Annotated in this window: 40 protein-coding genes, 8 tRNA genes and 1 rRNA gene; 44 read left to right on the top strand and 5 right to left on the bottom strand. The window is 41.8% G+C overall.

The features are described from left to right. From G593_RS0114980 to G593_RS0114945, 8 genes are all read left to right on the top strand, one after another. A 23S ribosomal RNA gene (locus G593_RS0114980) occupies nt 1-286 on the top strand; the annotation flags it as partial. Between the two features lie 91 nt (nt 287-377). Continuing rightward, nucleotides 378-451 (top strand) — tRNA-Asp (locus tag G593_RS0114975). A 4-nt stretch (nt 452-455) separates the two neighbouring features. Beyond that, nucleotides 456-528 (top strand) — tRNA-Val (locus G593_RS0114970). Between the two features lie 34 nt (nt 529-562). Further along, nucleotides 563-644 (top strand) — tRNA-Tyr (locus G593_RS0114965). Between the two features lie 17 nt (nt 645-661). Beyond that, a tRNA-Thr gene (locus G593_RS0114960) sits at nt 662-734 on the top strand. 28 nt (nt 735-762) lie between these two features. Next, a tRNA-Met gene (locus G593_RS0114955) sits at nt 763-836 on the top strand. 30 nt (nt 837-866) lie between these two features. Further along, nucleotides 867-939, top strand: a tRNA-Phe gene (locus G593_RS0114950). 32 nt (nt 940-971) lie between these two features. Continuing rightward, nucleotides 972-1044, top strand: a tRNA-Lys gene (locus tag G593_RS0114945). 181 nt (nt 1045-1225) lie between these two features. On the opposite strand, the gene G593_RS0114940 is transcribed toward G593_RS0114945, so the two are convergent. Together G593_RS0114940 and G593_RS0114935 are read right to left on the bottom strand one after the other, a co-directional pair. Further along, the gene (locus tag G593_RS0114940; RefSeq protein WP_029732227.1) at nt 1226-2344 is read right to left on the bottom strand and encodes a tyrosine-type recombinase/integrase; all 1119 of its coding nucleotides are present in this window, start codon (nt 2342-2344) and stop codon (nt 1226-1228) included. 147 nt (nt 2345-2491) lie between these two features. Further along, on the bottom strand, nt 2492-3316 hold the full coding sequence (locus tag G593_RS0114935) for a hypothetical protein (protein ID WP_029732226.1): 825 nt from the start codon (nt 3314-3316) through the stop codon (nt 2492-2494). A gap of 113 nt (nt 3317-3429) precedes the next feature. Between G593_RS0114935 and G593_RS21575 the strand changes: the two genes are divergently transcribed. Continuing rightward, complete coding sequence (locus G593_RS21575) at nt 3430-3627, top strand: helix-turn-helix domain-containing protein (protein ID WP_005331979.1); 198 nt, start codon at nt 3430-3432, stop codon at nt 3625-3627. A 397-nt stretch (nt 3628-4024) separates the two neighbouring features. On the opposite strand, the gene G593_RS0114920 is transcribed toward G593_RS21575, so the two are convergent. Next, complete coding sequence (locus G593_RS0114920) at nt 4025-4393, bottom strand: helix-turn-helix domain-containing protein (protein WP_029732225.1); 369 nt, start codon at nt 4391-4393, stop codon at nt 4025-4027. Nucleotides 4394-4561: 168 nt separating this feature from the next. Between G593_RS0114920 and G593_RS20310 the strand changes: the two genes are divergently transcribed. After that, nucleotides 4562-4714, top strand: coding sequence for a hypothetical protein (locus G593_RS20310; RefSeq protein WP_155961843.1), 153 nt, complete (start codon nt 4562-4564; stop codon nt 4712-4714). On the opposite strand, the gene G593_RS0114910 is transcribed toward G593_RS20310, so the two are convergent. Next, nucleotides 4711-4929, bottom strand: coding sequence for a hypothetical protein (locus G593_RS0114910; protein WP_029732224.1), 219 nt, complete (start codon nt 4927-4929; stop codon nt 4711-4713). The two genes, G593_RS20310 and G593_RS0114910, sit on opposite strands and share 4 nt — an antisense overlap. 107 nt (nt 4930-5036) lie before the next feature. On the opposite strand from G593_RS0114910, the gene G593_RS20305 reads away from it, so the two are divergent. Further along, complete coding sequence (locus tag G593_RS20305) at nt 5037-5186, top strand: hypothetical protein (RefSeq protein WP_155961841.1); 150 nt, start codon at nt 5037-5039, stop codon at nt 5184-5186. 128 nt (nt 5187-5314) lie between these two features. On the opposite strand, the gene G593_RS0114900 is transcribed toward G593_RS20305, so the two are convergent. Beyond that, nucleotides 5315-5728 carry a hypothetical protein gene (locus G593_RS0114900; protein ID WP_029732223.1) on the bottom strand — a complete coding sequence of 138 codons (414 nt, stop codon included), beginning with the start codon at nt 5726-5728 and terminating at the stop codon, nt 5315-5317. Between the two features lie 114 nt (nt 5729-5842). Here G593_RS0114900 and G593_RS20300 point away from each other — a divergent pair, with 114 nt between their 5' ends. The 33 genes from G593_RS20300 (at nt 5843) to G593_RS0114725 (ending at nt 22463) form a co-directional block, all read left to right on the top strand. After that, nucleotides 5843-6016 carry a hypothetical protein gene (locus G593_RS20300; RefSeq protein ID WP_155961839.1) on the top strand — a complete coding sequence of 58 codons (174 nt, stop codon included), beginning with the start codon at nt 5843-5845 and terminating at the stop codon, nt 6014-6016. A gap of 33 nt (nt 6017-6049) precedes the next feature. Further along, nucleotides 6050-6319 carry a hypothetical protein gene (locus tag G593_RS0114890; protein ID WP_029732222.1) on the top strand — a complete coding sequence of 90 codons (270 nt, stop codon included), beginning with the start codon at nt 6050-6052 and terminating at the stop codon, nt 6317-6319. 5 nt (nt 6320-6324) lie between these two features. Further along, a complete protein-coding gene (locus tag G593_RS0114885) occupies nt 6325-6555 on the top strand; it encodes a hypothetical protein (RefSeq protein WP_029732221.1) in 231 nt (76 codons plus the stop codon). Then, nucleotides 6552-6737, top strand: a complete 186-nt coding sequence (locus tag G593_RS0114880) for a hypothetical protein (protein WP_029732220.1) — start codon at nt 6552-6554, stop codon at nt 6735-6737. The genes G593_RS0114885 and G593_RS0114880 overlap by 4 nt, the downstream gene beginning before the upstream one ends. Next, nucleotides 6727-6948, top strand: coding sequence for a hypothetical protein (locus G593_RS0114875; RefSeq protein ID WP_029732219.1), 222 nt, complete (start codon nt 6727-6729; stop codon nt 6946-6948). Before G593_RS0114880 ends, G593_RS0114875 begins: the two co-directional genes overlap by 11 nt. 179 nt (nt 6949-7127) lie before the next feature. Beyond that, nucleotides 7128-7889, top strand: a complete 762-nt coding sequence (locus G593_RS0114865) for a rolling circle replication-associated protein (protein WP_029732218.1) — start codon at nt 7128-7130, stop codon at nt 7887-7889. Nucleotide 7890: 1 nt separating this feature from the next. Next, nucleotides 7891-8256, top strand: coding sequence for a hypothetical protein (locus G593_RS0114860; RefSeq protein ID WP_029732217.1), 366 nt, complete (start codon nt 7891-7893; stop codon nt 8254-8256). A gap of 59 nt (nt 8257-8315) precedes the next feature. Further along, entirely contained in the window at nt 8316-8669 is a 354-nt protein-coding gene (locus tag G593_RS0114855; RefSeq protein ID WP_155961837.1) for a hypothetical protein, read from the top strand. Further along, nucleotides 8666-8875 (top strand): hypothetical protein, encoded by a 210-nt coding sequence (locus G593_RS0114850; protein ID WP_029732215.1) that lies wholly within the window; start codon nt 8666-8668, stop codon nt 8873-8875. The genes G593_RS0114855 and G593_RS0114850 overlap by 4 nt, the downstream gene beginning before the upstream one ends. Further along, on the top strand, nt 8868-9308 hold the full coding sequence (locus G593_RS0114845) for a Cas9 inhibitor AcrIIA9 family protein (RefSeq protein ID WP_049946502.1): 441 nt from the start codon (nt 8868-8870) through the stop codon (nt 9306-9308). The genes G593_RS0114850 and G593_RS0114845 overlap by 8 nt, the downstream gene beginning before the upstream one ends. A gap of 2 nt (nt 9309-9310) precedes the next feature. After that, nucleotides 9311-11275 carry a PcfJ domain-containing protein gene (locus G593_RS0114840; RefSeq protein WP_029732213.1) on the top strand — a complete coding sequence of 655 codons (1965 nt, stop codon included), beginning with the start codon at nt 9311-9313 and terminating at the stop codon, nt 11273-11275. A gap of 1 nt (nt 11276) precedes the next feature. After that, nucleotides 11277-12533 carry a hypothetical protein gene (locus G593_RS0114835; RefSeq protein WP_029732212.1) on the top strand — a complete coding sequence of 419 codons (1257 nt, stop codon included), beginning with the start codon at nt 11277-11279 and terminating at the stop codon, nt 12531-12533. Continuing rightward, the gene (locus G593_RS0114830; RefSeq protein WP_029732211.1) at nt 12509-12874 is read left to right on the top strand and encodes a hypothetical protein; all 366 of its coding nucleotides are present in this window, start codon (nt 12509-12511) and stop codon (nt 12872-12874) included. The genes G593_RS0114835 and G593_RS0114830 overlap by 25 nt, the downstream gene beginning before the upstream one ends. 61 nt (nt 12875-12935) lie before the next feature. After that, nucleotides 12936-13073, top strand: a complete 138-nt coding sequence (locus G593_RS20295; RefSeq protein WP_005332004.1) for a hypothetical protein — start codon at nt 12936-12938, stop codon at nt 13071-13073. A 66-nt stretch (nt 13074-13139) separates the two neighbouring features. Further along, nucleotides 13140-13532, top strand: a complete 393-nt coding sequence (locus G593_RS0114820; protein WP_242827110.1) for a hypothetical protein — start codon at nt 13140-13142, stop codon at nt 13530-13532. Further along, nucleotides 13466-13738 (top strand): hypothetical protein, encoded by a 273-nt coding sequence (locus G593_RS20290; protein ID WP_155961835.1) that lies wholly within the window; start codon nt 13466-13468, stop codon nt 13736-13738. Before G593_RS0114820 ends, G593_RS20290 begins: the two co-directional genes overlap by 67 nt. Continuing rightward, nucleotides 13735-13983, top strand: coding sequence for a hypothetical protein (locus G593_RS0114810; RefSeq protein ID WP_029732208.1), 249 nt, complete (start codon nt 13735-13737; stop codon nt 13981-13983). The genes G593_RS20290 and G593_RS0114810 overlap by 4 nt, the downstream gene beginning before the upstream one ends. After that, nucleotides 13980-14357: an AsnC family protein gene (locus G593_RS0114805; RefSeq protein ID WP_029732207.1), complete on the top strand. Its 378-nt coding sequence runs from the start codon at nt 13980-13982 to the stop codon at nt 14355-14357. Before G593_RS0114810 ends, G593_RS0114805 begins: the two co-directional genes overlap by 4 nt. A gap of 14 nt (nt 14358-14371) precedes the next feature. Continuing rightward, nucleotides 14372-14755, top strand: coding sequence for a DUF551 domain-containing protein (locus G593_RS18715; RefSeq protein WP_049946501.1), 384 nt, complete (start codon nt 14372-14374; stop codon nt 14753-14755). A 3-nt stretch (nt 14756-14758) separates the two neighbouring features. Further along, on the top strand, nt 14759-15313 hold the full coding sequence (locus tag G593_RS0114795; protein WP_005332014.1) for a hypothetical protein: 555 nt from the start codon (nt 14759-14761) through the stop codon (nt 15311-15313). A gap of 11 nt (nt 15314-15324) precedes the next feature. Then, on the top strand, nt 15325-15966 hold the full coding sequence (locus G593_RS19110) for a type II toxin-antitoxin system PemK/MazF family toxin (RefSeq protein ID WP_049946500.1): 642 nt from the start codon (nt 15325-15327) through the stop codon (nt 15964-15966). Nucleotides 15967-15975: 9 nt separating this feature from the next. Beyond that, complete coding sequence (locus G593_RS20285; RefSeq protein WP_155961833.1) at nt 15976-16143, top strand: hypothetical protein; 168 nt, start codon at nt 15976-15978, stop codon at nt 16141-16143. Further along, a complete protein-coding gene (locus G593_RS0114780) occupies nt 16140-16334 on the top strand; it encodes a hypothetical protein (protein ID WP_029732204.1) in 195 nt (64 codons plus the stop codon). The genes G593_RS20285 and G593_RS0114780 overlap by 4 nt, the downstream gene beginning before the upstream one ends. Nucleotides 16335-16366: 32 nt before the next feature. After that, entirely contained in the window at nt 16367-16834 is a 468-nt protein-coding gene (locus G593_RS19105; RefSeq protein ID WP_049946499.1) for a YopX family protein, read from the top strand. Further along, entirely contained in the window at nt 16831-17106 is a 276-nt protein-coding gene (locus tag G593_RS0114765) for a hypothetical protein (protein ID WP_029732203.1), read from the top strand. The genes G593_RS19105 and G593_RS0114765 overlap by 4 nt, the downstream gene beginning before the upstream one ends. 143 nt (nt 17107-17249) lie before the next feature. After that, nucleotides 17250-18281, top strand: coding sequence for a tyrosine-type recombinase/integrase (locus G593_RS0114760; RefSeq protein WP_029732202.1), 1032 nt, complete (start codon nt 17250-17252; stop codon nt 18279-18281). 8 nt (nt 18282-18289) lie between these two features. Continuing rightward, on the top strand, nt 18290-18700 hold the full coding sequence (locus tag G593_RS0114755; protein WP_029732201.1) for a hypothetical protein: 411 nt from the start codon (nt 18290-18292) through the stop codon (nt 18698-18700). 268 nt (nt 18701-18968) lie between these two features. After that, nucleotides 18969-19097, top strand: a complete 129-nt coding sequence (locus G593_RS21145) for a hypothetical protein (protein WP_255348538.1) — start codon at nt 18969-18971, stop codon at nt 19095-19097. A 169-nt stretch (nt 19098-19266) separates the two neighbouring features. After that, nucleotides 19267-19467 (top strand): hypothetical protein, encoded by a 201-nt coding sequence (locus tag G593_RS0114745; RefSeq protein ID WP_029732200.1) that lies wholly within the window; start codon nt 19267-19269, stop codon nt 19465-19467. Between the two features lie 314 nt (nt 19468-19781). Next, nucleotides 19782-19853: transfer RNA gene (locus G593_RS20280), tRNA-Leu, on the top strand. A 23-nt stretch (nt 19854-19876) separates the two neighbouring features. Further along, complete coding sequence (locus G593_RS0114735) at nt 19877-20218, top strand: HNH endonuclease (protein WP_029732198.1); 342 nt, start codon at nt 19877-19879, stop codon at nt 20216-20218. A 267-nt stretch (nt 20219-20485) separates the two neighbouring features. Continuing rightward, nucleotides 20486-20845: a P27 family phage terminase small subunit gene (locus G593_RS0114730; RefSeq protein ID WP_242827109.1), complete on the top strand. Its 360-nt coding sequence runs from the start codon at nt 20486-20488 to the stop codon at nt 20843-20845. Further along, nucleotides 20832-22463, top strand: coding sequence for a terminase TerL endonuclease subunit (locus tag G593_RS0114725; RefSeq protein WP_029732196.1), 1632 nt, complete (start codon nt 20832-20834; stop codon nt 22461-22463). The genes G593_RS0114730 and G593_RS0114725 overlap by 14 nt, the downstream gene beginning before the upstream one ends. The last annotated feature ends 4 nt before the right edge of the window (nt 22464-22467 follow it).

Here is a 22467-nt window from a genome sequence, read left to right as displayed (position 1 = left end):
CCTATCCGGCGTGGGCGTAGGATATTTGAGAGGAGCTGTCCTTAGTACGAGAGGACCGGGATGGACTGGCCGCTGGTTGATCTGTTGTTCCGCCAGGAGCATAGCAGAGTAGCCAAGCCGGGACGGGATAAACGCTGAAGGCATCTAAGCGTGAAGCCCCCCTCAAGATGAGATATCCCAACGAAAGTTGTAAGACCTCTTGAAGACGACGAGGTAGATAGGACAGAGGTGGAAGTGTGGTAACACATGGAGCTGACTGTTACTAATAGGTCGAGGGCATAACCAAAAGCAAGAGCACAAAAGTGCGAAGCACAGGTGGATAGGTAAAGATGTTAAAAGATTTCTTATATGCGATTTTGAAGGTACATCCTTCATAAGGCCCAGTGGCTCAGTTGGTTAGAGCGCCGCCCTGTCACGGCGGAGGTCGAGAGTTCGAGTCTCTTCTGGGTCGTTATGGGATCATAGCTCAGCTGGGAGAGCATCTGCCTTACAAGCAGAGGGTCATAGGTTCGAGCCCTATTGGTCCCATTACAGCTTAAAAGTTGTTAGTTATATTGAATATGGGTGGATTCCCGAGTGGCCAAAGGGGACAGACTGTAAATCTGCTGCTTAATGCTTCGGTGGTTCGAATCCACCTCCACCCATTAGCCTAAAGGCTTGCGCCGATGTGGCTCAATTGGCAGAGCAGCTGATTTGTAATCAGCAGGTTATCGGTTCGAGTCCGATCATCGGCTTAACTCTTTTAAAGAGAAATTTTAATATCGCGGGGTGGAGCAGTCTGGAAGCTCGTCGGGCTCATAACCCGAAGGTCGTAGGTTCAAATCCTGCCCCCGCAACTTACATTGGCAATAGCTGATGTGATGAATGCCCAGATAGCTCAGTTGGTAGAGCAGAGGACTGAAAATCCTCGTGTCACTGGTTCGATTCCGGTTCTGGGCATTTTCCTTTATGATTAGCATATTGGAAGAGACGGGCGTGTAGCTCAGGTGGTAGAGCACTTGACTTTTAATCAAGTTGTCCGGGGTTCGAATCCCCGCACGCTCACTGAATAGAATCCCCACAAACCCAATGTTTTCAAGGGTTTGTGGGGATTTTCATGTTTTATGGATAGGTAAAAGTAGGTCAAAATAAAACGAAGTAAATGTCTCAAAAGTGTCTCATTGAATTCAAGATGTCTCAAAAGTGTCTCAGAAAAAAAAGAGCATGAGATAAAAATCCCACACTCTTAAAAATTAATCGCATCATTCACAGCGCCCTCTACATCTTCACGTTCGGCCAAAATATGTGAATAAACTTTCATGACCATTTCTTCCGTGTCACCCATGAGTTGAGCGATCCTTTTGATAGATATTCTCGGAATCTGATAGCACAGGGAAGAACAATAATTGTGCCGGAATACATGACCGGTAAGCTTAACAATTTCTTCGTCACAGACCTCCTGCATTGCAGCCACAATTCTTTTCCACATCTTGTCATAAGCGCTCTTGGTAAGAGGCTTCTTGTATTGCATTGTCACGAACAACTGAGTCCGGCCGGAACGTTTCACACTCTCTACATAGCCCTGGACCACAGGGAGAATCTTGGAAGGTATTGGAATGGTACGGATTCCGTTAGAGCTTTTCGGATCTTTCACACCGGGAGTATTTGTAATATACTCATAGGCTTTGCTGACGGAAACTTCACGCTTTTTAAAATTAAAATCAAATATCGTAAGTGCCACGCATTCCTCACGTCTTAATCCACATCCATATATCAGATACACATAAGCCTGATCAGAATCATATTTATAAGTCGCATCAAAGACGGCCTTCTTTTCGGCTGGTGTCAGAGGACGCTTTTCACTCGGCTTATATTTTATTTTGTCGGTATTCCTAAGAATATCATCAGCCACGTTAGCAGCCAGGAGCTTGTCAGACACTGCGGATTTTAGGACAGCGGAAAATGTCAACAAAATCTGCTGTTGAGTGCGCCTCTTATCCTCTGCATTTGCTAATAAAGCTTCAATGTGAATACGCTCCACATCTTTTAGCTTTAGCGCATTAAGAGCCGTGAAGTGCTTTTCAATAATATTCTCATACATGCGCTTGGTATTATTGGAGCATCTGGATTTATACACATTCAGCCAGCTTCGGGAATAGTCTATGAACAATATGTCCGTATTCCTCACATAGTTCCTGGATTCAATCTGAGCTTTCATAGCAGCAACCTGACGTTCCAGGTCACGACTGCTTTTAGAGCTCCGAAGCGTGATCCTATGTTTACTCCCATCAGCATTATACGTCCCATCCCAGACCTTAGTCTGATAATACCCGTCAGCTCCACAGCTGTATTTTTTACTTGCCATAACCAATCCTCCTAAAAATGGGTATAAAAATAACACCTATACGGTGCCGAGGATTTGTGGTACAATATTCTTGCCACAGAGTATTGTACAGTCGACACTGTATAGTATTTATCAACCGTCCTTGTAACCAGCAAGGGCGGTTTTTGATTATTGAGCTAAGTCAAAAATAAATGGTGAGAATTCAAGTTCATAATTATCACTGGAACCCTCAACATAAAGCTGAAGAGCAGCAGGATCTAACTTGTCAAAGCAAAGTATTCCGGATGAAGATGCTCCAGGAAGTAACTCAGAAGAAAGCTCCGGATATTCTTCAAAGGAATTATAAGTATAAATCTGCTCATACTGCTGACCGTTCTGCAAAACTTTTGAAGAGGAAGACCAAATATTCATCTTATCAGCTGAGTTGTTTGTAGCAGTGACATAAAATCTTGTCTCATCTTTTGCGAATTCAACTTTTGTAACAGAGATAGAAATTCCGTTTTGTTCAGCGACCTTGTCTGTAAATTCCCATGTTGCATCAGCTTTTCCGAACGATTCAAGATAAGTTGTCTTTTCTGCTGAATCGGCTACAAGGTAAGCCCATGTGGAATCAACACCCATGACAGTCTGGCCGTCTTTTGCTTTTTCAATTTTTGCATCAAAATTAATAAGATCATCTGTTTTAGGCGTCTCAGGCATAATAGATTTTGGAATCTCAACTAGCACGCTGTTATTGTAATCCATATCCACATATACCTGACAGCCGTAAATATCATCATTGGAGTCGACGGTGGAAACGATTCCGGTAAACTTAATGTATTTACCATTATAAGAATCTGGATTAGAAGCAACTGCAGTAATATCGTCTACATACTCCTTTTCTTTTGATGCAGCCTCAGTTTTCTTTGAGCTTTCTGAGCTTGAACCGCCGCAAGCAGTTACATTGATCGCAATCATAGCAACCAGCATCAGTGTTACAATTTTTCTTTTCATAAAGTACCTCTCTTTCCTAGAAGTTTAAGTAAGTTTATATATATAAACGCCATGGGCGAATATACCAATAATTCCCATGATACTTATTAAGGACTATCATATATAATACAATTATGAAAGTATTACTGGGACAAATTATGTATGACAAAAATCTTTCTGTGCGCCAGGTATCTATCATGACTGGAGTGTCCAAATCAACAATAAACAGAATCGTTAATGGACAAGTATCTCCAACCTTAGATACTGTGGAGCAGCTTGCAAAAGGTCTCCATCTGAAAGTTACGGACCTTTTCGAATCCGATATTCAATAAGTGTCCAACATCTGGGACGATTCCCTCTTTTCAAGAAAGTTTTTATAAATTCGCGTGTCTTATATTATAGAGACACAAATATTAAAAAAATATAAAAAACAAACAAACGTTCTTAATTGCGTTACAAACGAGGAAAAATATAGTATAATACTATTAACCTGAATTTCGGCGACAATTAATTAAAATGTTACCAATAATAATAAATTCAAATTCACGCGCATCGCGCAGAAAGGACGGAAATTGTTATAGTCGAAAGGAGGGTACATATATGGAACATGAATTTCAAAAAAAGATTCATGAACTCATTGACAAAATTACTGATCAAGAAACATTATCTTTCATCTATAAGATTGTCGTGAGATTAATGTAAGACTGAGGGACTGGGCTAGGCAAAAGCCTAGTCCTTTTCCTTTGCCAGTTCATTAGCAATCTTTTCCAGTACTTCCCAATCTTTCTCATCTAATCTGGCAAGCGCCAGGATTAATCTTTCCTTGAATGATCCGTTCTCTCCTTTAAACAGATCTGTAGCGAGACGAGCAATCTCGTCTTGACGATCCATCGGAGAGAACATCTCGCCGGTTCCATGTCTTAGCCAATCTTCACTTGCGTTAAAAGTATTACAGATCAGCGTAACAACTGCATCTATAGGTTCATTGCGACCTATCTCATAATTAGCAAGAGTATTTCGCTTTATATGGAGTTTTTCGGCAAATTTTTCTTGAGTTAAACCAAGAGCTTTTCTTAAGGCTCTAATACGTTCGTTCATCTATATCCTCCTTTCATCTGACTTCATCATATCACACTACACTAATTAATTCAATAGAAAAATGTGCGAATATCAACAAAAAAGATATTGACAAATGTGCGATAAGGACATATAATTGTCTCATAAACACAAAACAACAAGCAAATCACACAAGTAGGAGGTGAGCGGATGAAAAAAATAAAAAGCCATAAGAGAAAAAATTTAATAGTAATAAGTGTAACGACTGGAGAAAAAGATTTGGCCGAAAAAGAAATAAAAAAGACGATCCGGAAATGGAATCGCCTTTTTGGAAAATTTGAGTATGAAATTGTAATAAATTAGACCAAACGATAATAATCGTCAGGCAAAGGAACAGAGTCAACAATGTCTTCTTCACTTGACGATTTATCGTCAACATAATCTAAAAACAAACTATCATAGTCAAGCTCAGGATCATCATCATCGGCTTCGATTATGTTGAGAGAAACATACTCAAACCCTTCTTCACTTGCAGAATTTAAGCTGCTAAGTAGGTCAGAAATTTTGTAAACTTGCATAACAATTCTCCTTTCTTTGAATTTAGCTCTGGCTGGAGCCTGTATAAAAATGATAGGAGAATTATAGTTAAAAGTCAATATAAGCGATATGAGTGAGGTGAAAAAGCATGTCAGAAAAAGAAAGAGAAATACTACAGAAGTTATCAGAGATAGTTCCGAAGCTACCAGACACAAAGAAAGAGAGACTTCTTGGAGTAGCTGAAGGAATGAGCATTGTTCGTGAAAACGAACGTGAGAAAGAAGACAAGAGCGCATAAGGAGGCGAGGAAGATAGACATAAATATTATCTGTTTCATTGCAGCAACAGCATTAGATGTTGCATGTATATTACTTGCAATAAAAGAGAAACCTCCAGGCTGGAAGTTTCTCATCATATGGGAAATTATTATGGAAATTGTGGCGATTCTTCTTTTAGCAAGCAGGCTAAAGATTTGGATATTTCATTAAAAAGTGGTCGAGCTTCTGCCCATCGCTTGTTGTTCATCGTTTCATATAGATTATCTAGCGAAGTCCATAAGGATTGAGGGACATAAGCATACACCTGAAAAAAATGTTCGCCACATTTTTCGACAGAGCTAAGTTCAGGATAAGCAAGGCATTTTCCGACATTTGAGATGAAATTCTCAATTGCTATAGAACGGGCGGAAGTATATGCGTCAGTATGTTTTTCCTGAATATCAAGTTTACGGAGCTTAAGCTGATGGCGATTGGCCAGGATTGTTGTAATTGCAGGACTAATGATAGAAATAGCCAAAGCAATCCATGCAGCGGTAGCACTCCAATCAATTTGATGTTCCATAAAAGGCTCCTTTCATAAATACTCGGCATGGCAGTGCCTGTAATAAAAGAATAGGAGAACAGAGGGGAAAAGTCAATAAAATGCAACTCTGGTGGAGAAAGAGAGGTGAGGAAGATGGAGATTCCAGAAAAAGAATGGAATGAATTAAGAGGGAAAGTAGTTGCTCTCGAAAAAGAACAGCTAACCATAAAAAAATACATAGAAGAAAAACTGAATGATGATGAAGAGCTGGTAGAAAGTATTAAGGGATTCAGAAATGAAATTAAAGAGTTACTCGAAAAACTTTAATACAAATACAACACAGATGGAGAGGTAAGGAAGATGGATAAAAAGATTGTTGAAGCAAGAGAGGTGAGAAAGAGCGTGAATATAAATAGATTGTTGGAGGAAATATTCAAAAGTATTGATGCGGAATATGAACGTATCAAACAGGATAGCCAGAATTACAATGAGCTCTACGAAAGATGCGTGAGAGCATGGAAAGTAATTACATATAGAGAATCGGAGATAGGTAAGAAGTGCGAAAAGAGATTCACAGAGCTTTTCATGGAAGATATGAAAAAAGTAAAAATTGAAAAAGAAAGAAGATGATAAACATGAAGTACCCAAAGAAGATCATGTCCAGAACAGATTTGATAAAAATGGGCTTCTCAGAGACATATCTGAGAAGGGCATTCGCAGCCCCAGGGCAGACATTTGCCTGGCAGGATAACCCAAAAGTTAAGAATAGCCCATATTACTATGACACGGAATCATTTGAAGCATGGAGACAGAAAGACATACAGATGCAGCAGAGAGCGGTACAGCAGAGAGCAGGTGTGATGTGAGAAAAATAGAAGAGATCCTGTTCCGACACGCGGCGGAGCGGAGAAAATGCTGTGAAAGCATGGAAGTCTGCCAAGTAGGAAGGCGAACAGAAATAGCCAAGCTTCGGGCATTGGAATCGGTGATCCAGGAAGCAAGGCTGGATATTGAGTATAGAAGGTGGTGCAAGAAAAATGGGTATTAAAGCGCACAAGCGAAAGGCGTTGATCTGTAAGACAGTAAGAGCAGTCACAGAGACGGTCGGAGTCATCGGAATGGCAGCCACCTGGATAGGTGTAAGCCGCATGACCAACAGTAGTCCGGCATTGCTTCCGGGAGGAACAAGAATCGTGGCTGGATTAATCATCGTGACAGCAGCTTACATAGTCAACAAGGCGGTCAGGCATGCAAAATAAAAAAAAGAAAAAGGAACTTGCGTCAACAAATTCCTTTTTCACCCTTCTGATTCCGTCAGAAGTTTCTGCTTACTAAAAACAATTATAGTATAGCTGAATGAGACGGAAAAGTCAAGGAAATACGGGGATTTCGCCCCGTTTTCAGATCTTGATTAAGATATTAAAGATAGGACTTAACCATGGCTATAAAGAGAAAGGAATACCGTTTCAGAAAGGGAGATATCCTGGACATAGAAGAATACCATGACGGGAAGTATGGAGATCCTGGAGGGAAGCGGTTAAAAAGAAGAAAAGCAACACCGGAAGATATGATCCGGGTAAATAAATGGAATAAAGAGAAGAGATGCCGTCAGAGGTTATTGTGTTATTTCTCACCGGGAGACCTACTTCTCACCTGGACATACCGGGTAGAGGCAAGACCGCCGGATATGGAGTCAGCCTTGGAGGATTTCCAAAAAGCACTTCGGAAAGTACGAAGGGAATATAAGAAAAGAGGGAAGCCCTTATTCTGGATCCGCAACATAGAGCGAGGAACAAAGGGAGCCTGGCACATCCACTTGATCGTGAATGAGATAGGGGATTCAGCCAGCATCGTAGAAAAGGCATGGACCAAGGGAGGTACTTGGCTGACAGAAATCAAGAAATCGAAATTCTATGATGAAGATTTCACCAGTCTTGCCAGTTATATCACAAAAGACGAACATTCCGTAGAGACAAAAGCTGACGGCACACCGGGAAAACCAAGACTCAGGGAAGCCAGTTACAACACTTCCAAGAATATGCCACTCCCAGAGCCTCACGTGGACAAGCTTGTAAGGTGGAAGAAAGAATTCAAACCAAAGAAAGGCTATTACATAGCACGCATCTGGGAGGGCATAAACCCGAAAACAGGCTACAAATACCGAAGAGTCACGCAAATACGATTGAACAGGAGGATTTAAAGTGAAAGTTGAAGTGAATGAGACGCTCTTGAAAGAGTTTGGGCGCGTATATAACGCCTGGAACAAGGAACATGACATGGAGCCGGTGCTGGACACCAGAGCATTGGCAGATATGGCAATCGCAAAAGCGGTCATGGTCATGAGAGACCGCATCGAAGCAGATATGGAAAGAAAAAAATACATGGTGGACCGCTATCGTGTAGAAGAATATTGCAATGTATACAACAAGAAGATTGAGCTGGAAGGAAAACCGGACATTTTAAAGTTTGAACCGTGTGAAGAGTTTGCAAATTACGCTATTTTAGTCGCAACAGAGCTTACAAGAGACAAGGTGAGAGAACTGGAGGAACAGGCATGTACAAAGTAGATATTTATCTCGCCCAAAGTACCGCCAGCCTTAGTAAAGACGAAAGGTGGCACGGTTACGTGGTCGCTTGCATAAAGAACGGAGAAGAGAAAACTGTACACGGATTCGGGCATATATTCGGTACATATCACGAGGCAACATTAAGGTCACTGTCTGACGCACTGGACAGGCTCAATCAGAGCTGTGAAGTCCATATCCACACAGAAGACCGTTTCGTCCTGAACATGCTCGGCACCCAGTTAGAGAAATGGGCGGGCAATAACTATCTGAACGCCAAGGGCGAGCCGATCAAGCACGCAGAGTTATGGGAAGAGGTCTATGTGCGTACAAGAGGGCAGTTAGTTGTAGCAGAAGAAGGAAGACACAGCTATAGCGAATGGCTGGACACGGAAATAAAAAGGAGAGAAAGATGATTAGAAGCGAGGTAAGCGGAAGGTGCACGAACACAAAAATCGAAGGAGGCGAAGAGGACATCTTGTATGAATACAGAGCAATCACGAAGAATCTGTATGAAGTAATGCTGGAAACGGGTATGCTGCCGGAAATGGCAGAAAGATTAATTCATGGAACGGCGAGTCATGGGATTAAAATGGCAAAGGAGGATAAAGAGAATGTATGATATTTTCGGAAATATGGATTCTATAGAGGAGATTAATGCGTGTGCGTTAGGGTTGCTGCAGGAAGGGGATACCGAAAGAATCAAGGAACTTGCGAAAGAGAACGGTATTCCGGAGTTTTTCGCACAGGACATGATAGAGGGGCGGTCGAAAGAGCTGACGGACAACCTGAATGCTGCCATGGGAAAGTTGGACATTGAGGCAGCAGGATATAAAAATAATCAGATTCCGGTCGAGCCGATCTTGGACTACTTAAAAAGCCAGTGCACAGACGAGCACTTTGCGGCGTGTGTGCGACGCCGCACAAAATCTGTAAAAAACTGCATGAAACTGATTGAGGACAATTGCAAAAAGATCCAGAAGGATACCGGAAAACATTATGTGGCAGACATGACAGTATTTGAGTGGGCGAGAGATTACTTCCTGGAGGCATAAAAATGAAAAAAAGCGAATTATTAAAGCTTCCGGTGATGAAGCCGACAAAAGAAATGATCGAATGCGCCAAAATGAGGGAAATGTACAAATTTTACAATAAGGCATCGAAAGAAGGACCAAGGTACGGAAAACTCTACAGGGCAAAAAAGCAGGGAAACGTACTGGAAGTAGACGCATTCTGGTACAAAGATCTGCTATACGGCGCAAAAACGCCAAGATACAGGATATTTCTGCATGAGGGAAAGCACGACACCTATGATTGCGGCTGCGAGAAGTGGCGGACAGCCACAATTGAAAACCTGAATTTCATGGAAGGTTGGAACCAAGTTGAATGCAGAGCATTAAGCAAGTACTGGATACCGGAAAAAGACAGGAAGATTATCGAAAAATTCACGGACAACGGAGAAAAGACAGTGAACGCAATGATACAAAGGTGGCAGCAGCACGAGAAAAACCGGAAAGAAATAGACAGAATAGACGACGAAATGTCTGTCATTCCGGATATTCCAAAAGATTTCGAAGACTGGATAAAAAAAGATGCTGTACCGCAATATATGTTCTACGAGTCCGGAAAAAACATCGGGCTATGTACCTGTTGCGGAGCATATCAGAAGCTAGAAAAGCCAAGATATGGAAAAACCGGAAGATGTCCAAAATGCAAGAGAGAGGTTACATATAGGACGTACAAAAAAAGTGGGCGAATCGTAGATAGAGCAGGCGCAGCACTAATACAAAAGACCAAGAGAGGCTTTGTATTTCGATTTTTCAAAACAATCCAGGAAATCAAACAGGGAAAAAGAACAGGATTTAACGCATGGGAATACATTCGGATCATCTACGACGAAAACTGGAGAAAGCGCGGCACATATCATCTTGGAAGGTATAAACAGACCAGCATGATCAGGTGGTGCGATGGATACGAAAGAAATGCTTGCTATTACTACGGTCTAAAAGAAGAGGAAAAAGCGGCACTATATCCGAGAAACCTAAAAAGGATCCTGAAAGGGAGCCGGCTGGAATACTCCGGACTTCCAGAATTTGCTAAGACAAGAAGATGGTTCTATCAAGCAAGTTATATTGAAAGAGCATTGGAATATCCGGGTGTTGAAAAGCTTACAAAAGCAGGGTTCTACAACCTGGCCGAAAGCGCAATTAATAATGGAAACCACTCTCCGATGGAATTAGGAGAGACAAAAGTGAAAAAAGTACTTGATCTAAAAGGCGAATATTACAACTTGATAAAAAACAAAGATATAAGCTGGCGAGAATACGAAAAAGTCTGGGAATGCCAGGACGCGGGAGTCTGGGCGACGTGGGAACAGATACAGGAAATGTCAAAAATATATAGGAATTTTGCCATATACATGAAGTACTCAACACCTCACAAGATGCTCCGATACATAAGGGAAAATGTAGAATCAAGTAAAAAGTGGGATACAGCGGAAGAAGCTGTAGACTATACCGACTATCACGACTATCTTCAGATGGCAGCAGGACTCGGATACAACTTAAGAGATCCATGGATATTGTATCCGAAAAACTTGAAAGAACGCCACGATCAGTTTGTAGAAGAAAAAAGAGAAAGAGAAGAAGAGTTGGCAAAGAAAAAAGACGATGAAAAAGATGCCGATTTCCGGAAAACCATTCAGAAAAACGGCTGGGAAAATTATGAAATGGAGACAGAAGATTTCTTCATCAGATTACCAAAAAGAGTAAGAGAAATCAGGCAGGAAGGGCAGAACCAGCACCATTGTGTAGCGACTTATATAGACAGAATGGTATCCGGAGAGACCTGTATTCTTTTTATCAGAAAAAAGGAAGAACCGGAAGAGAGTTATTACACGGTCGAGGTCAGAGAGGGAGAAGTGATCCAGGTGCGTGGGAAGTACAATAAAGATCCGGGAGAAGATGTAAAAAAGTTTATGAATACATTCAAAAAGCGGATTCAAATGAGAAAGGCGGGATAATATGGATGAAATAAGAGTAACCGAGTCATTGGACGAGATGACGATAATCATAAAAGCACTATTAAACGATATAGCAGAGAGCTTTATATCGGTGGGATTCTATCTAAAAAAGACAGAACAGGACGAGCTGTATAAGCAGGCAGGATACAGAAATATCTGGGAATATGCCAAGGACACATTTGGAATAGGGCGTTCCACGGCAAGCCGCTTCATGGACATCAACACAAAATACAGTATCGGAGGATTCTCACCGCAGATTGATGATAGATGGAGAGGCTATGGAAGCAGTAAGCTCACGGAGATGTTGGGACTTCCGGAAGAAATCCAGGAAGCTATATCAACAGAAGCCACGGTCAAGGACATCCGGGAGGCAAAAGGGATTATCCGGGAAACCGAAGTACATTATGATGATCAGATGGAGCTGTGCGACATCGCACAGGAAGAACCGCAGGAAACAGACTGGATGATGGAATTAGCAAGAGAGTATTTTAAAGACGGAAAAGAAGCATTTCAGAAGCTTCTCGACTGGGAGCGAAAGGATCCGGATGGATCAGACATAGCCAGAGAGCTTCTGGTTATCTTAAACCCGACAAAATTCAAAATGATTCGCTTAGAATATGCCAATGTCATGATGACTGAACATACTATCAAGGTTATGCCGTATCGGAATCATGGAGAAAATCATGAATATGATTATATGGATTTTGCCAAAGGATTTGAGAAATTGTTCATCCAGGAGTATCCGGAAGACCTGAAGATGGCAGCAGGCGACCTGTATAAGAGAGTCTATGACGAATCGTTATACCCGGAAGCGGAAAAAATACCGGAAAAGAAACCGGAGAAAAAGGCGCCAGCTTCAGTAAAGACAGAAGCTCCGAAGAAATCGGAAGTAAAAAAAGAACCGCCGAAAGAGCCGGCACAGGAAGTCAAGAAAGAACCGGAAGAACAGATTCCGGGACAGACCGAAATCACGAAGGATTTTCCGGAATATTGTCCGGATAACATGGAAGTGCCGGCAGAGATTACGGAAGAGGAAGAAATCAAAAGGGCTTACGCCACGAGAAGATTATACATGGCATCAATCCCAGCGCAGGAAGCAGCAGAGTATATGGCGAAAGTTATGGATAAGAAAATGCGTTCCATGCGAGGTGTAAGTTTTGCAGCACTGGGAAAAGAGGAATTCTGGACAGAATTGCTCGAGGCGGAAGTGGATAAGAACGGAGAGGAGATTGAATGCGTAGAGCAATGTGCGAATTGATGTATCCCAAACCACAGAAAAAAAAGAAACGAAAGCACCACCCGGAGCCAATCGTAGAAACATATCCGGGTATTTGCTACCTGTGTGCCAAGGAAGAAGGCAACTGGAATTATCAGTACACAGAATGCCACCATGTAGTATTTGGAGGCGGAGGACGCACCAGAAGCGAAGAGAATGGTTTAAAAGTATATTTGTGCCGGAGACACCACAAGGAAGGCAAAGACGCTGTACATAATTGCCGTGCAACCCGTGAAAGGTTATGCGCCTATCTACAGGAAGCATACGAACAGGATCACACACGAGAGGAGTGGATGAATATTGCCTACAAAAATTACCTCTAACCTTAGGAAAGACAAAAGCTCCCGAGATTTCTATAAGGGTGAATATGTGAAGTGCATTCCGATGGGAGAAGAGAAAGAGAGGCTGGGAATCGTGTTCGAGAAAGAACATCTGGCAGATACAGTCACAGTATACCTGGAAGACACGGGAGTATTTGTCGTATTACCGGTAAAAAGAGTAAGAAAACTACAGCACCAATAGTGTATCACAGTCACTATTAACCATAGATTCCCTCCGGCCGGTGGAGCCGGAGGAGAAAGGAGACACATGAACAAAATATATGCCGTAGATTTCGACGGCACATTAAATACAGCAGAATATCCGAAACTGGGAGAACCCAATACAGAATTATTCCAGTTCCTGATTAAACGGCAGCAGTCCGGAGATAAAATTATACTCTGGACATGCAGGGAGGGAGATCTATTGCAGGAAGCAGTCATATACTGCAGGGCGAACGGATTGGAGTTTGACGCAGTCAATGACAATATTCCAGAAAATAAGAACAAATACAAGAACAACTGTCGGAAGGTCTATGCAGATTATTACATCGATGACCGGAACAAGATGATAGTAGCAAGGAGGCGCAGAAAGAAATGTGGACCATTAAATCGGACGAATGTCTGGAATTATATCAAGAAGACGAGAAAATCGCAGAATTAACCTGGGACGAAGCGGAATTATGCTGGTTCTTGTGGTATCGGATGAGCCTATTTCCAAGACTTTCATGTATTGGAGAAATGGAAGACTTCGGGAAATTAGACATTGAGCCGGTACAGATGGCAGCAGTTGAGACCATTATAGATTACTGCAAGAGACAAGCAGATAAATGGGAAGGACGCGCAGAGGATATGGAGGAAATGCTATGAAGTGGATCCGGGAAAGCATGACACAGATTGACCTTGTAGATGGAGGGAAAAAGCTTGCCTATATCGTATACAAAAACTTCCGGTGGATTCTCTACGAAGGCGGTGAAGAGTGGGGCATAGATTTGAAAATCTATGAACAACACCAGGTAGAAGAGGCGCAGATGGCAGCAGTTGAGGAACTGATCCGGTACCATGCTGAGAAAGCCAAGTTATTCCGGAAAGCGAGAAAGGAGATGGCTGCATGAAAGAATATGACAAAGAGCTATTAAGGTCCCTAGTAGAACAGGGACTGACCAATAGAAAGATAGCCGAAAAGATGGGCCTAACCCAGACGCAGGTACAATACAGAATTACGGCAGACGGATTAGTCGGAATTCGAAGAGAGGGCGGAGACCCAACACAGAGAAAGCCACGGAAACCAAAGCCAAAACCCAAAGAAGAACCAAAAGGCTCGAACGGTGACAGAAAAAAATGCAAGACCTGTAAATGGCGTGCAAGATATCCCGTCAGCTTCTGTAATTACGGAGCATTCCACAAATTTTCCAGAAGTCATTACTGCACGGCAGATAATTGCACCGTCTACGAAAAAGGCAAGCCAATGAAGGAAAAACCAAGTTAAGAAAGGAGAAAAAAATGCAAGGATATATATGTGGAATTGCAGACAATAGTAGAACAAACTACTGTCCATTATGCGGAGGGGCGCTGGGAATAAACGCATACTATGGAGATGGAACCGTAGTATGTAACGAATGCGACTTTCATTTTGCAGTTATAGAATGCGAGGAAAAAGAGCAGGACGTAGAAGAAGAGACAAGATGGATTCCGTGCAGTGAAAGATTGCCGAAAACTGGAGAATATGTATTGATATCATGCGAAGGCTTTGACGCTCCAAGCGTCGGAAAATACGAAGAAGACGATATTGGAGAAACATTCTATCTTAGCGAAGATATGCCATGTGAAGACTTCGGAATAGTCGTAGAAGCATGGAGACCACTTCCAGAACCATATAAGGAGTAGAAAATGAACAGGAAAATGGTAACTAGTTTTTTAAGTAATCTGCTGATAACAAAGAAATTACAAGGAATAGGCAAATACTGGGCATCAGAAGTCAGTATCGATTATGGAAGCACGAACGTAAAAAGAGTAGATTTCATGCAGTTCATGCCACCAAACCAATGCTCCGTAGGAGCAATCGAAAAAGGACAATTCATCTGTTACGAAATTAAGAGTTGCCGGGAAGATATCTACAGCGGAAACGGACTGAATTTCCTTGGTGAGCAAAATTACATCGTAACAACAATGGAGTGTTACAAGGATTTAATCGCAGACAGAAATTCAGGAAAGCTTTTAGAACACATCAGGGAATGTAACCCGGAATCATCTAGGTACTACGGAATCATGGTAGCGATTCCAGAAAGCAGAAAAGAGTGGGACGAATTTGAAAATCCTACACCACTTACAAAAGCAACAATGGCTGGAGAGTGGAGATTGCATAAAATAATTCCTTGCACACCAGGACCAAGAAAACGATCAATAACAGAATTACTGTTCTACATGCTCAGATCAGGAAAATAGGAGAGGGGAATATGGACAGTGCAAAAAGAAATGGAGCCGGTTATTACGATCCAACAGCATTTCAAGCTATCAAAAATACAGAGAAGGGAGCAAAAAAAACAATGGAAATATATAGAGGAGACATATTCTACATCAAAAAAATAAATCAGGACACAGGTAGACCGGCGGTTATCGTGTCGAACAACGACATTAACGAAAGCCAGAACATGGTAGAAGTGGCATATCTGGTAGAAAAGCCAAATGAATCACTGCCAACACACGCAAAAGTAAGATGCCATCTACCATCTACGGCGCTCTGTGAGCAGGTTGTGAGTGTCAGCAAAGACAGAATTGACGGATTCATACGCACCTGCACGGACGAGGAAATAGAGAAGATTAACAAGGGGTTATCCATCTCACTCGGAATCACAGAAAGCGACAACACTATGGCAAAAAAACTGAAAGAGCTGACAGATTCTCTGAGCGAGGCGAAGAGAATAAACGAAGAACTCCGAAATAGGATCAAGGAAGAAATTGATAAACAACAGGAATTAGAAAAGCAATTATCGCAACCAGAAAACACGGATGAAATCATCAAAGCCACAGCAGAAAGAGATATATACAAAGACCTATACATGAAAATAACAGAAAAGCTTATAGGAGATAAGATTTAGGAGGCTGCAATGGACAAGAAAGAATATGACGAAATAGAAGAACAGGCAAACAGGTTACAGAGTGAAGCTGGTAGAAGATGTAATCAGCAAATAAAAGAAGTCAACAAATACCACGAAGGATACGTCCAGGGAGTGGAAGACTTGCTAACAACTATAAGGAGAGGAGTAAAAAGATGAAAGTAAAAAAATGCGATAGATGTGGAGCAATATACGAGAAGAACGAAAAGTGTAAAACAAAGGAAACCAGGAACGGAATCGTAAGTACAATTGCAACAATAAACGAAAAAGGATTTATAGATGAAGAATACGACCTGTGCGATGAATGTATTGAAAAGTTATATGATTGGATGAAAGATAACGAAGAATAAAGTGGACAGAAAGGAGGTTAAAAGAGCGTAAGATGGAGAGAGAAATACTTTTTAGAGCAAAACATATCCATGCAATGGATAGTAACGAGTATCTTAATGGAAGATGGATGCACGGCTATCTTAGTGACAAGAATTATATCAATGATAAAAGCCTTGAGGGCGAATTTCTGATTGACGAAGATACCATTTGCCAGTACACAGGATTGACTGACAAGAATGGAAAGAAAATATGGGAGAATGATATTCTGATGTGTCACGGCAACCCGGACGATCTTGTAAAGGCAGTGTTTGGAGAATTCCGTGTAATTGACATCATAACAGAGCAAGCAGTCGATACCGCGATTGGCTGGCATTATGAAGTGATTCCAACAGACGCAATCAGTAGGTGTGAGCCATTTTGCTATCCAATGCCATTAAATCATCAATATGTCAAAAGATGCGAAATGAAGGTTATCGGTAATATCTATGACAATCCGGAATTATTAGGAGGTACAAAATGATAGCACATTATTGTGACCGTTGCGGAAAAGCAATCGTAGACGGAACCATATACAGAGTGGCAATCACAGCTGAGAGCGTAAGTATACTTGGCACAGTAGATGCGTTGGCAACAGCATTTGAAGCAGGCGCGGTAAAAGCCAGATGCTACTGTGGAGAGTGTAAACGGGAAATAAAATCATTTTTATACAATAGAGAAAAACAGGAACAGCCAGAAGAACAGCCGGAAGGCTGGAAAGCAAGAATGCTTGAAAAATTCCAAAAAAGAGTATAACAACTGTGGCAGCAGTCAAGGGTGAGTGAACATTGACAATAAAAAAAATAAACAGTAGACCGTCCGGCAAGACACTATATCTACTGTTCATTCACCTAAGAGCATTATACCATAATGCCTCTTAGGAAACAAGGAGGACTATTATGTATAATGCCAGTATCAAAACCGAAATTATTAATAATATCATCTTCGAGATGTCCGGATATGTAGACAACACGACCTTAGATATCATGCAAAAAGTCATTGAAAAACAATTAGTAGCTGTGAACATGGAAGAGATTACCAATCTTCCGGCAGAAATACGGACATCGACCGAAGAACAGAACCGTTATTACATCAGCCTCATGATGATCAAGAAAAAGAACTTACGTCCAGAGACAAAGGCTCAGTACCGTGATGCCATTATGCGTCTTACCAGTGTCATTGAAAAGCCACTTAACAAAATGGACGAAATTGACATTGACAGTTATCTCGACTGGTATGAGAAGCGGAACGTGGCAGCAGGAGGCAAGAAGAATCAGGCGTCCACCTGCAACAACGAACGCCGATACTTATCAGCCTTTTTCACATGGATGCGCAAAGAAAAGTTCATGAGCTATAATCCGGTGGAGGCTACGGAGCCGATGAAGGAAGTAATAAAGCCAATTGATTACTTCCGGCCAGCACAGATCGAACAGCTCCGGGAGGGTTGCGTCTCTCTGAGAGACAGAGCCATCATCGAAGTGCTCAGAAGTACCGGAGCACGCGTTGGAGAAATTCCACAGATTAACATCGATCACGTAGACTGGGCGACTGGAGACATCATGATTATGAGCGAGAAGTCTTACAAGTATCGTCTGCTGTATCTGGATGAAGTAGCCAGGTACCACCTGAAGAAATACTTGGACAGTCGCACCGATGACAATGAAGCACTGTTCGTGTGGGACAAGGCGCCATATAACCGTCTAAAGAAGAGTGGCATCAGAAACGCCATGAAGGAAGTAGGCAAGAATATGGACTGCAAAGTCTATCCACACAAGCTCAGAAAGACTCTGGGAGTCAATCTCAAGGACAAAGGAACAGACATTGGAATCATTCAGGAAGTGATGGGACACGCCAATCCGACTGTAACAAGCCGCTATTATGCACAGATCAGCCCGGAGGCAATGAGAGATGTACGGAGAAGAACAGCGTAGGAGGATATATGCCGGACACAAGACCAATTAATGAAAAGAAATATAATATCTCCAAGCACAGATTCCTGGAACTCAAGCATCACTGTATGCAGTATCAGGAATGGAGAAGAGAGCTTGCCGCGCTCACAGATACCGTCAAGGCAATTGAGTATGGCAAGGAAGGACAAGGAAGCCCACCACAAGGAAGCGCCACAGAACAGCTAGCAATCAAACGCATGGAACTCGAACAGAAATGTAAGACCATTGAGCAGACTGCCGTTGAGACAGATGCTGAGTTATATCAGTGGATACTGGAAGGAGTCACCAGCGATTATGCTACATATCGGTATCTGAGAGATACCAAAGGTATGCCATGCGGAGATCAGAAGTATTACAGAACCAGAAGAAAATTCTATTGGCTGTTAGATCAAAAAATATAAAACATCACCAATCACGGGACAGTATTTCGTGTTAATATGATAGCGTCCAAAAGATGAGATCAGACGAATCACAAAGGACTCCTTAGAATTTCACACATCAGAGCGTGGCCTAATCACGCTCTGATAAAAAAGAATGGAAGAGAACAACAGAAGAGAATGAACAGTGGCAGCAGTCAATTGATTGCTGCCATTTTAACTAAAACCTCAGAAAAAGTATTGACATATGGTACACCATATGATAATATATACTTGTAAGGAGGTGAAAGAGTTGAGCGATCGAAAACGAAAGATAAAAAAAGAAAAGTCCGAAAGCACATTTAAGACTTGGCTGGTCGGTGCACTTACGGACTTGGTAGTAGGAATTATCCTACTAATTCTTAGCAAAATACTTAACTAAGAAAAAAACTTTAATGGGGGAGAGGGGCGAAAGCCCTTCTCTTGAACACAATATAGCACGGTTGCTCACAAAAGTAAATGAAAGCATTGGAATTTTTAGGACTGTTTTTTATCGTAATTGGAATTGTAAAACTGATTATTTATTTCACAAAGAAGAGAGGATAAGAAACATGCCGAAGGGAAAGCCAACAAAACAGACGATTGCAACAGAGAAGTATGCAAAGAAAGTTGGACTTATGTCAAAGTCGTATAAGTTAAAGCGGGAGACGGTGGAAGCATTTGCAGAGGCCTGTGAGAAAGCTGGGGTAAGCCAGTCAAACCAATTAACGATTATGATGAAAGAGTTTATCAACGAAGTAAATCATGAATAATAGAAAAGCACTCGGAATTATCCGGGTGCTTTTCTATGTGGAGGGAATATGCTAGTTACATGTAAAAATACATGCTGTAAATATTATTACCAGCTCAAGAAAGGGCAGCACTGTCCGGCAGAGGAAGGGTGTCCTGGGTACACCAGGAACAAAAGAAAAGCTGATAGAAAGATACCGAAGTGCAAGGAATGCGAATATTGCAAAAGGATTATTACCAATGATGGAAAGGAATATCATTATGCTTGCACATATATGAACAGGAACAAGGTAATTCTCTTTGCGGAAAAGAGAAAGTGTGATTGTAGAATAATGTAGCAGGAGGGTGCGAAAGGCAAGCACACCGGTGTTAGTAGCCGGAGGAAGCGGGTTCGATTCCCGCTCCTGCAATTGTGCGACGTCGCAAAAGAATATGGCAGAGTGGACGAAAGAAAAGATAAGACAATTGATAGCGGAAGATAAGCTGTATAGATTTTATAAGAGCAGAGAGTGGAAGGAGCTGAAAGAGAAAGTCCTGAAGGAATTCCACAATGAATGCCTATGGTGCAGAGAAAAGGGAATCATATCCAAAGCAGAAGAGGTACATCACATACAGTATGTTAAGAAGCACCCAGAGCTTGCGCTGTGTGAGTACTATGACTACAGAGGGCAGAGATACAGGAACCTTGTGCCGCTCTGCCACGACTGCCACGATAGAGCACATGAACGAATGAAGTATAAGAAAAAGAAACAGGTGAACGAAGAACGTTGGTAAAAGTTGGAGACTATGTCGTGTTCACTGGACACGGATACAGGAGAGCAATTGAATACAAGTATGACAGAGTGTTTGGAAGCTCACCACACCGAGTGGCAGAGGTGCGAACGTCATGTTGCAACCGATTCCTGGTATTTGATGATGTGATTGGCATGTACAGCGAGATTTTTTTCACTAAAACAGCCCCCCCCTACCCCCATATACCCTAATTTTCGTGGGGGAGCTTACAACGGGTAGGGGGCAAGACTAAACCGCGCTGAGTCGCGCATGATAAAAAATAAAAAAGTTGGTGTCAAGATGGAAAAGACAAAAAAGCCGACAAAGGCGCAAATTAAGGCTTCGCTAATAAAGCAGCTAGAAGCAAAAGGCGCGAATGTAGCTCATTTTATGGATCTTATTTATGACTATATGTCGCTATATGATATAAAAAAAGACCTCCAAAAAGATGTAAAAGAGAGGGGAGTAGCCTATGAGACAACCTCCGCGAATGGATATCCGATCATTAAACAGAACCAATCTGTAAAGGATTTGGTAGCGGTGGAAAAGCAGATGCTTCAGCTCCTGAAAGAAATGGGGTTGACGACTGATGAACCGACTGGAAATGAAATGATAGATGAAGATCTGTAAGCAGATAGATGAATACATCGCATTCGTGCGAAGTGATGAAGCAGTTGTGTGCAAAGAGCAACTGCTTCTTTGCGACTTTGTGGAAAAAGTATTTGCGGAGGAAGACGTATATGTAGACGAAAAGCAATTAGAAAGATATCTGGGATTAAAAAAGCATTTCCCATATAAGTTATTGCCGTGGGAACAATTTTGCTTTGCACTTCACAATTGCGTATACAGGAGAGACGGACAATTACGCTTTCCTGTACTTGTAATTTTGGTGGGAAGAGGGGCTGGGAAAAATGGATATCTTGCATTTGAAGATTTTGCATTGATGACACCGATCAATGGCGTGAAATATTATCACATAGACATGTTCGCGACATCAGAAGATCAGGCAAAAGCGACATTTGAAGATATTTACAATATTCTGGAAGATAAAAAAGATTATTTCAAAAACTATTTTAAATGGAATTTGGAGTGTATCACAAACATAAATACAGGGTCAAAACTAAAATATCATACACGAGCTCCGGGGACAAAAGATGGAGGACGCCCAGGGAAGGTTGATTTTGATGAGTATCACGCTTACGAAAATTACAAATTGATAGAGGTAGCTACCGGAGGACTTGGAAAAAAGCAGTTTCCGCGAAGAACAATCATCACAACACAGGGAGACGTAAGAGACGGTCCGCTGGATCAGTTGATAGATACATGCCTGGAGATTTTAAAGGGAGAATTGCCGGATAACGGAACACTACCTTTCATTTGCTGGCTAGATGATCCGGAAGAAGTACACACAGAAAAAATGTGGAACAAAGCAAATCCATCACTACGATTCTTTCCAAACCTGCTTTATGAAATGAAATTGGAGTATGTGGATTACAAAAGAGATCCAGTTACTCACACAGCCTTTATGACAAAACGAATGAACAGGCCGCCTGGAGAAACGCAGTATTGCGTGACGGATTGGAATAATCTGGTGAAAGCAACGCGGGAGCTTCCGAACTTAAAAGGATATTCTTGCGTAGCCGGAATTGACTTTTCGAAAACAGATGACTTTGTAGTAGCAGGACTTCTGTTCAAGGTAGGTGACCAAAGATACTGGCTGCATCATACATGGGTATGCACAAAATCAAGAGATTTGCCAAGAATCCGTTATCCACTAAAAGAAGCGGAAGAAGCGGGAGTATTAACCATGGTAAATGATGTAGAAATATCACCAAAGTTAATCGTAGAGTGGCTAAAAGAAATGGCGAAATTATACATCATAGAAGGAGTGGTAATGGACAATTTCAGACAAACGTTATTCCGAGATGAGTTGAAAAAGATAGGATTTTCTTATGAGAAGAAAAACCTGAAGCTGATCAGACCGAGCGACATCATGAAAGTTGCGCCGGTAATCGGATACGTGCTATCGAAAGAATTGATCGCATGGGGAACATGCCCGATTATGCGCTGGTACGTGTGGAACGTCAAGGCAGTCACAGACAAAAAAGGGAATGTTGACTATCAAAAAATAGAGCCAAGATCCAGAAAAACAGATGGAGCAATGGCATGGGTAGCAGCAATGACATGGGAGGATATTATAAAGCAGCGCCCAGTAACTGGACGAAGGAGGATAAACACAGTATGTTAGGAGG

The sequence above is a fragment of the Dorea sp. AGR2135 genome (genome assembly GCF_000420885.1).
Taxonomy (GTDB): Bacteria; Bacillota; Clostridia; order Lachnospirales; family Lachnospiraceae; genus Dorea; species Dorea formicigenerans.
Note: the sequence above shows the minus strand (reverse complement) of the source record. Positions and strands in the feature narration are given on the sequence as shown.

Excerpts from the sequence above, each read along its gene's own strand:
- G593_RS20285 (WP_155961833.1), top strand. The coding sequence starts at position 15,976 with ATGGACAAGAAAGAATATGACGAAATAGAAGAACAGGCAAACAGGTTA.
- G593_RS0114940 (WP_029732227.1), bottom strand. The coding sequence starts at position 2,344 with ATGGCAAGTAAAAAATACAGCTGTGGAGCTGACGGGTATTATCAGACT.
- G593_RS0114805 (WP_029732207.1), top strand. The coding sequence starts at position 13,980 with ATGAAAGAATATGACAAAGAGCTATTAAGGTCCCTAGTAGAACAGGGA.
- G593_RS0114865 (WP_029732218.1), top strand. The coding sequence starts at position 7,128 with ATGGCTATAAAGAGAAAGGAATACCGTTTCAGAAAGGGAGATATCCTG.
- G593_RS0114920 (WP_029732225.1), bottom strand. The coding sequence starts at position 4,393 with ATGAACGAACGTATTAGAGCCTTAAGAAAAGCTCTTGGTTTAACTCAA.
- G593_RS0114820 (WP_242827110.1), top strand. The coding sequence starts at position 13,140 with ATGAACAAAATATATGCCGTAGATTTCGACGGCACATTAAATACAGCA.
- G593_RS0114900 (WP_029732223.1), bottom strand. The coding sequence starts at position 5,728 with ATGGAACATCAAATTGATTGGAGTGCTACCGCTGCATGGATTGCTTTG.
- G593_RS0114850 (WP_029732215.1), top strand. The coding sequence starts at position 8,666 with ATGATTAGAAGCGAGGTAAGCGGAAGGTGCACGAACACAAAAATCGAA.
- G593_RS0114755 (WP_029732201.1), top strand. The coding sequence starts at position 18,290 with ATGCCGGACACAAGACCAATTAATGAAAAGAAATATAATATCTCCAAG.
- G593_RS0114765 (WP_029732203.1), top strand. The coding sequence starts at position 16,831 with ATGATAGCACATTATTGTGACCGTTGCGGAAAAGCAATCGTAGACGGA.
- G593_RS0114745 (WP_029732200.1), top strand. The coding sequence starts at position 19,267 with ATGCCGAAGGGAAAGCCAACAAAACAGACGATTGCAACAGAGAAGTAT.
- G593_RS20290 (WP_155961835.1), top strand. The coding sequence starts at position 13,466 with ATGTGGACCATTAAATCGGACGAATGTCTGGAATTATATCAAGAAGAC.
- G593_RS20305 (WP_155961841.1), top strand. The coding sequence starts at position 5,037 with ATGTCAGAAAAAGAAAGAGAAATACTACAGAAGTTATCAGAGATAGTT.
- G593_RS0114885 (WP_029732221.1), top strand. The coding sequence starts at position 6,325 with ATGAAGTACCCAAAGAAGATCATGTCCAGAACAGATTTGATAAAAATG.
- G593_RS0114725 (WP_029732196.1), top strand. The coding sequence starts at position 20,832 with ATGAAGATCTGTAAGCAGATAGATGAATACATCGCATTCGTGCGAAGT.
- G593_RS18715 (WP_049946501.1), top strand. The coding sequence starts at position 14,372 with ATGCAAGGATATATATGTGGAATTGCAGACAATAGTAGAACAAACTAC.
- G593_RS0114830 (WP_029732211.1), top strand. The coding sequence starts at position 12,509 with ATGCGTAGAGCAATGTGCGAATTGATGTATCCCAAACCACAGAAAAAA.
- G593_RS0114910 (WP_029732224.1), bottom strand. The coding sequence starts at position 4,929 with ATGCAAGTTTACAAAATTTCTGACCTACTTAGCAGCTTAAATTCTGCA.
- G593_RS0114890 (WP_029732222.1), top strand. The coding sequence starts at position 6,050 with ATGGATAAAAAGATTGTTGAAGCAAGAGAGGTGAGAAAGAGCGTGAAT.
- G593_RS0114795 (WP_005332014.1), top strand. The coding sequence starts at position 14,759 with ATGAACAGGAAAATGGTAACTAGTTTTTTAAGTAATCTGCTGATAACA.
- G593_RS19105 (WP_049946499.1), top strand. The coding sequence starts at position 16,367 with ATGGAGAGAGAAATACTTTTTAGAGCAAAACATATCCATGCAATGGAT.
- G593_RS0114730 (WP_242827109.1), top strand. The coding sequence starts at position 20,486 with ATGATAAAAAATAAAAAAGTTGGTGTCAAGATGGAAAAGACAAAAAAG.
- G593_RS0114875 (WP_029732219.1), top strand. The coding sequence starts at position 6,727 with ATGGGTATTAAAGCGCACAAGCGAAAGGCGTTGATCTGTAAGACAGTA.
- G593_RS0114760 (WP_029732202.1), top strand. The coding sequence starts at position 17,250 with ATGTATAATGCCAGTATCAAAACCGAAATTATTAATAATATCATCTTC.
- G593_RS0114835 (WP_029732212.1), top strand. The coding sequence starts at position 11,277 with ATGGATGAAATAAGAGTAACCGAGTCATTGGACGAGATGACGATAATC.
- G593_RS0114840 (WP_029732213.1), top strand. The coding sequence starts at position 9,311 with ATGAAAAAAAGCGAATTATTAAAGCTTCCGGTGATGAAGCCGACAAAA.
- G593_RS0114735 (WP_029732198.1), top strand. The coding sequence starts at position 19,877 with ATGGCAGAGTGGACGAAAGAAAAGATAAGACAATTGATAGCGGAAGAT.
- G593_RS20310 (WP_155961843.1), top strand. The coding sequence starts at position 4,562 with ATGAAAAAAATAAAAAGCCATAAGAGAAAAAATTTAATAGTAATAAGT.
- G593_RS19110 (WP_049946500.1), top strand. The coding sequence starts at position 15,325 with ATGGACAGTGCAAAAAGAAATGGAGCCGGTTATTACGATCCAACAGCA.
- G593_RS0114845 (WP_049946502.1), top strand. The coding sequence starts at position 8,868 with ATGTATGATATTTTCGGAAATATGGATTCTATAGAGGAGATTAATGCG.
- G593_RS21575 (WP_005331979.1), top strand. The coding sequence starts at position 3,430 with ATGAAAGTATTACTGGGACAAATTATGTATGACAAAAATCTTTCTGTG.
- G593_RS0114780 (WP_029732204.1), top strand. The coding sequence starts at position 16,140 with ATGAAAGTAAAAAAATGCGATAGATGTGGAGCAATATACGAGAAGAAC.
- G593_RS0114935 (WP_029732226.1), bottom strand. The coding sequence starts at position 3,316 with ATGAAAAGAAAAATTGTAACACTGATGCTGGTTGCTATGATTGCGATC.
- G593_RS20300 (WP_155961839.1), top strand. The coding sequence starts at position 5,843 with ATGGAGATTCCAGAAAAAGAATGGAATGAATTAAGAGGGAAAGTAGTT.
- G593_RS0114810 (WP_029732208.1), top strand. The coding sequence starts at position 13,735 with ATGAAGTGGATCCGGGAAAGCATGACACAGATTGACCTTGTAGATGGA.
- G593_RS20295 (WP_005332004.1), top strand. The coding sequence starts at position 12,936 with ATGGGAGAAGAGAAAGAGAGGCTGGGAATCGTGTTCGAGAAAGAACAT.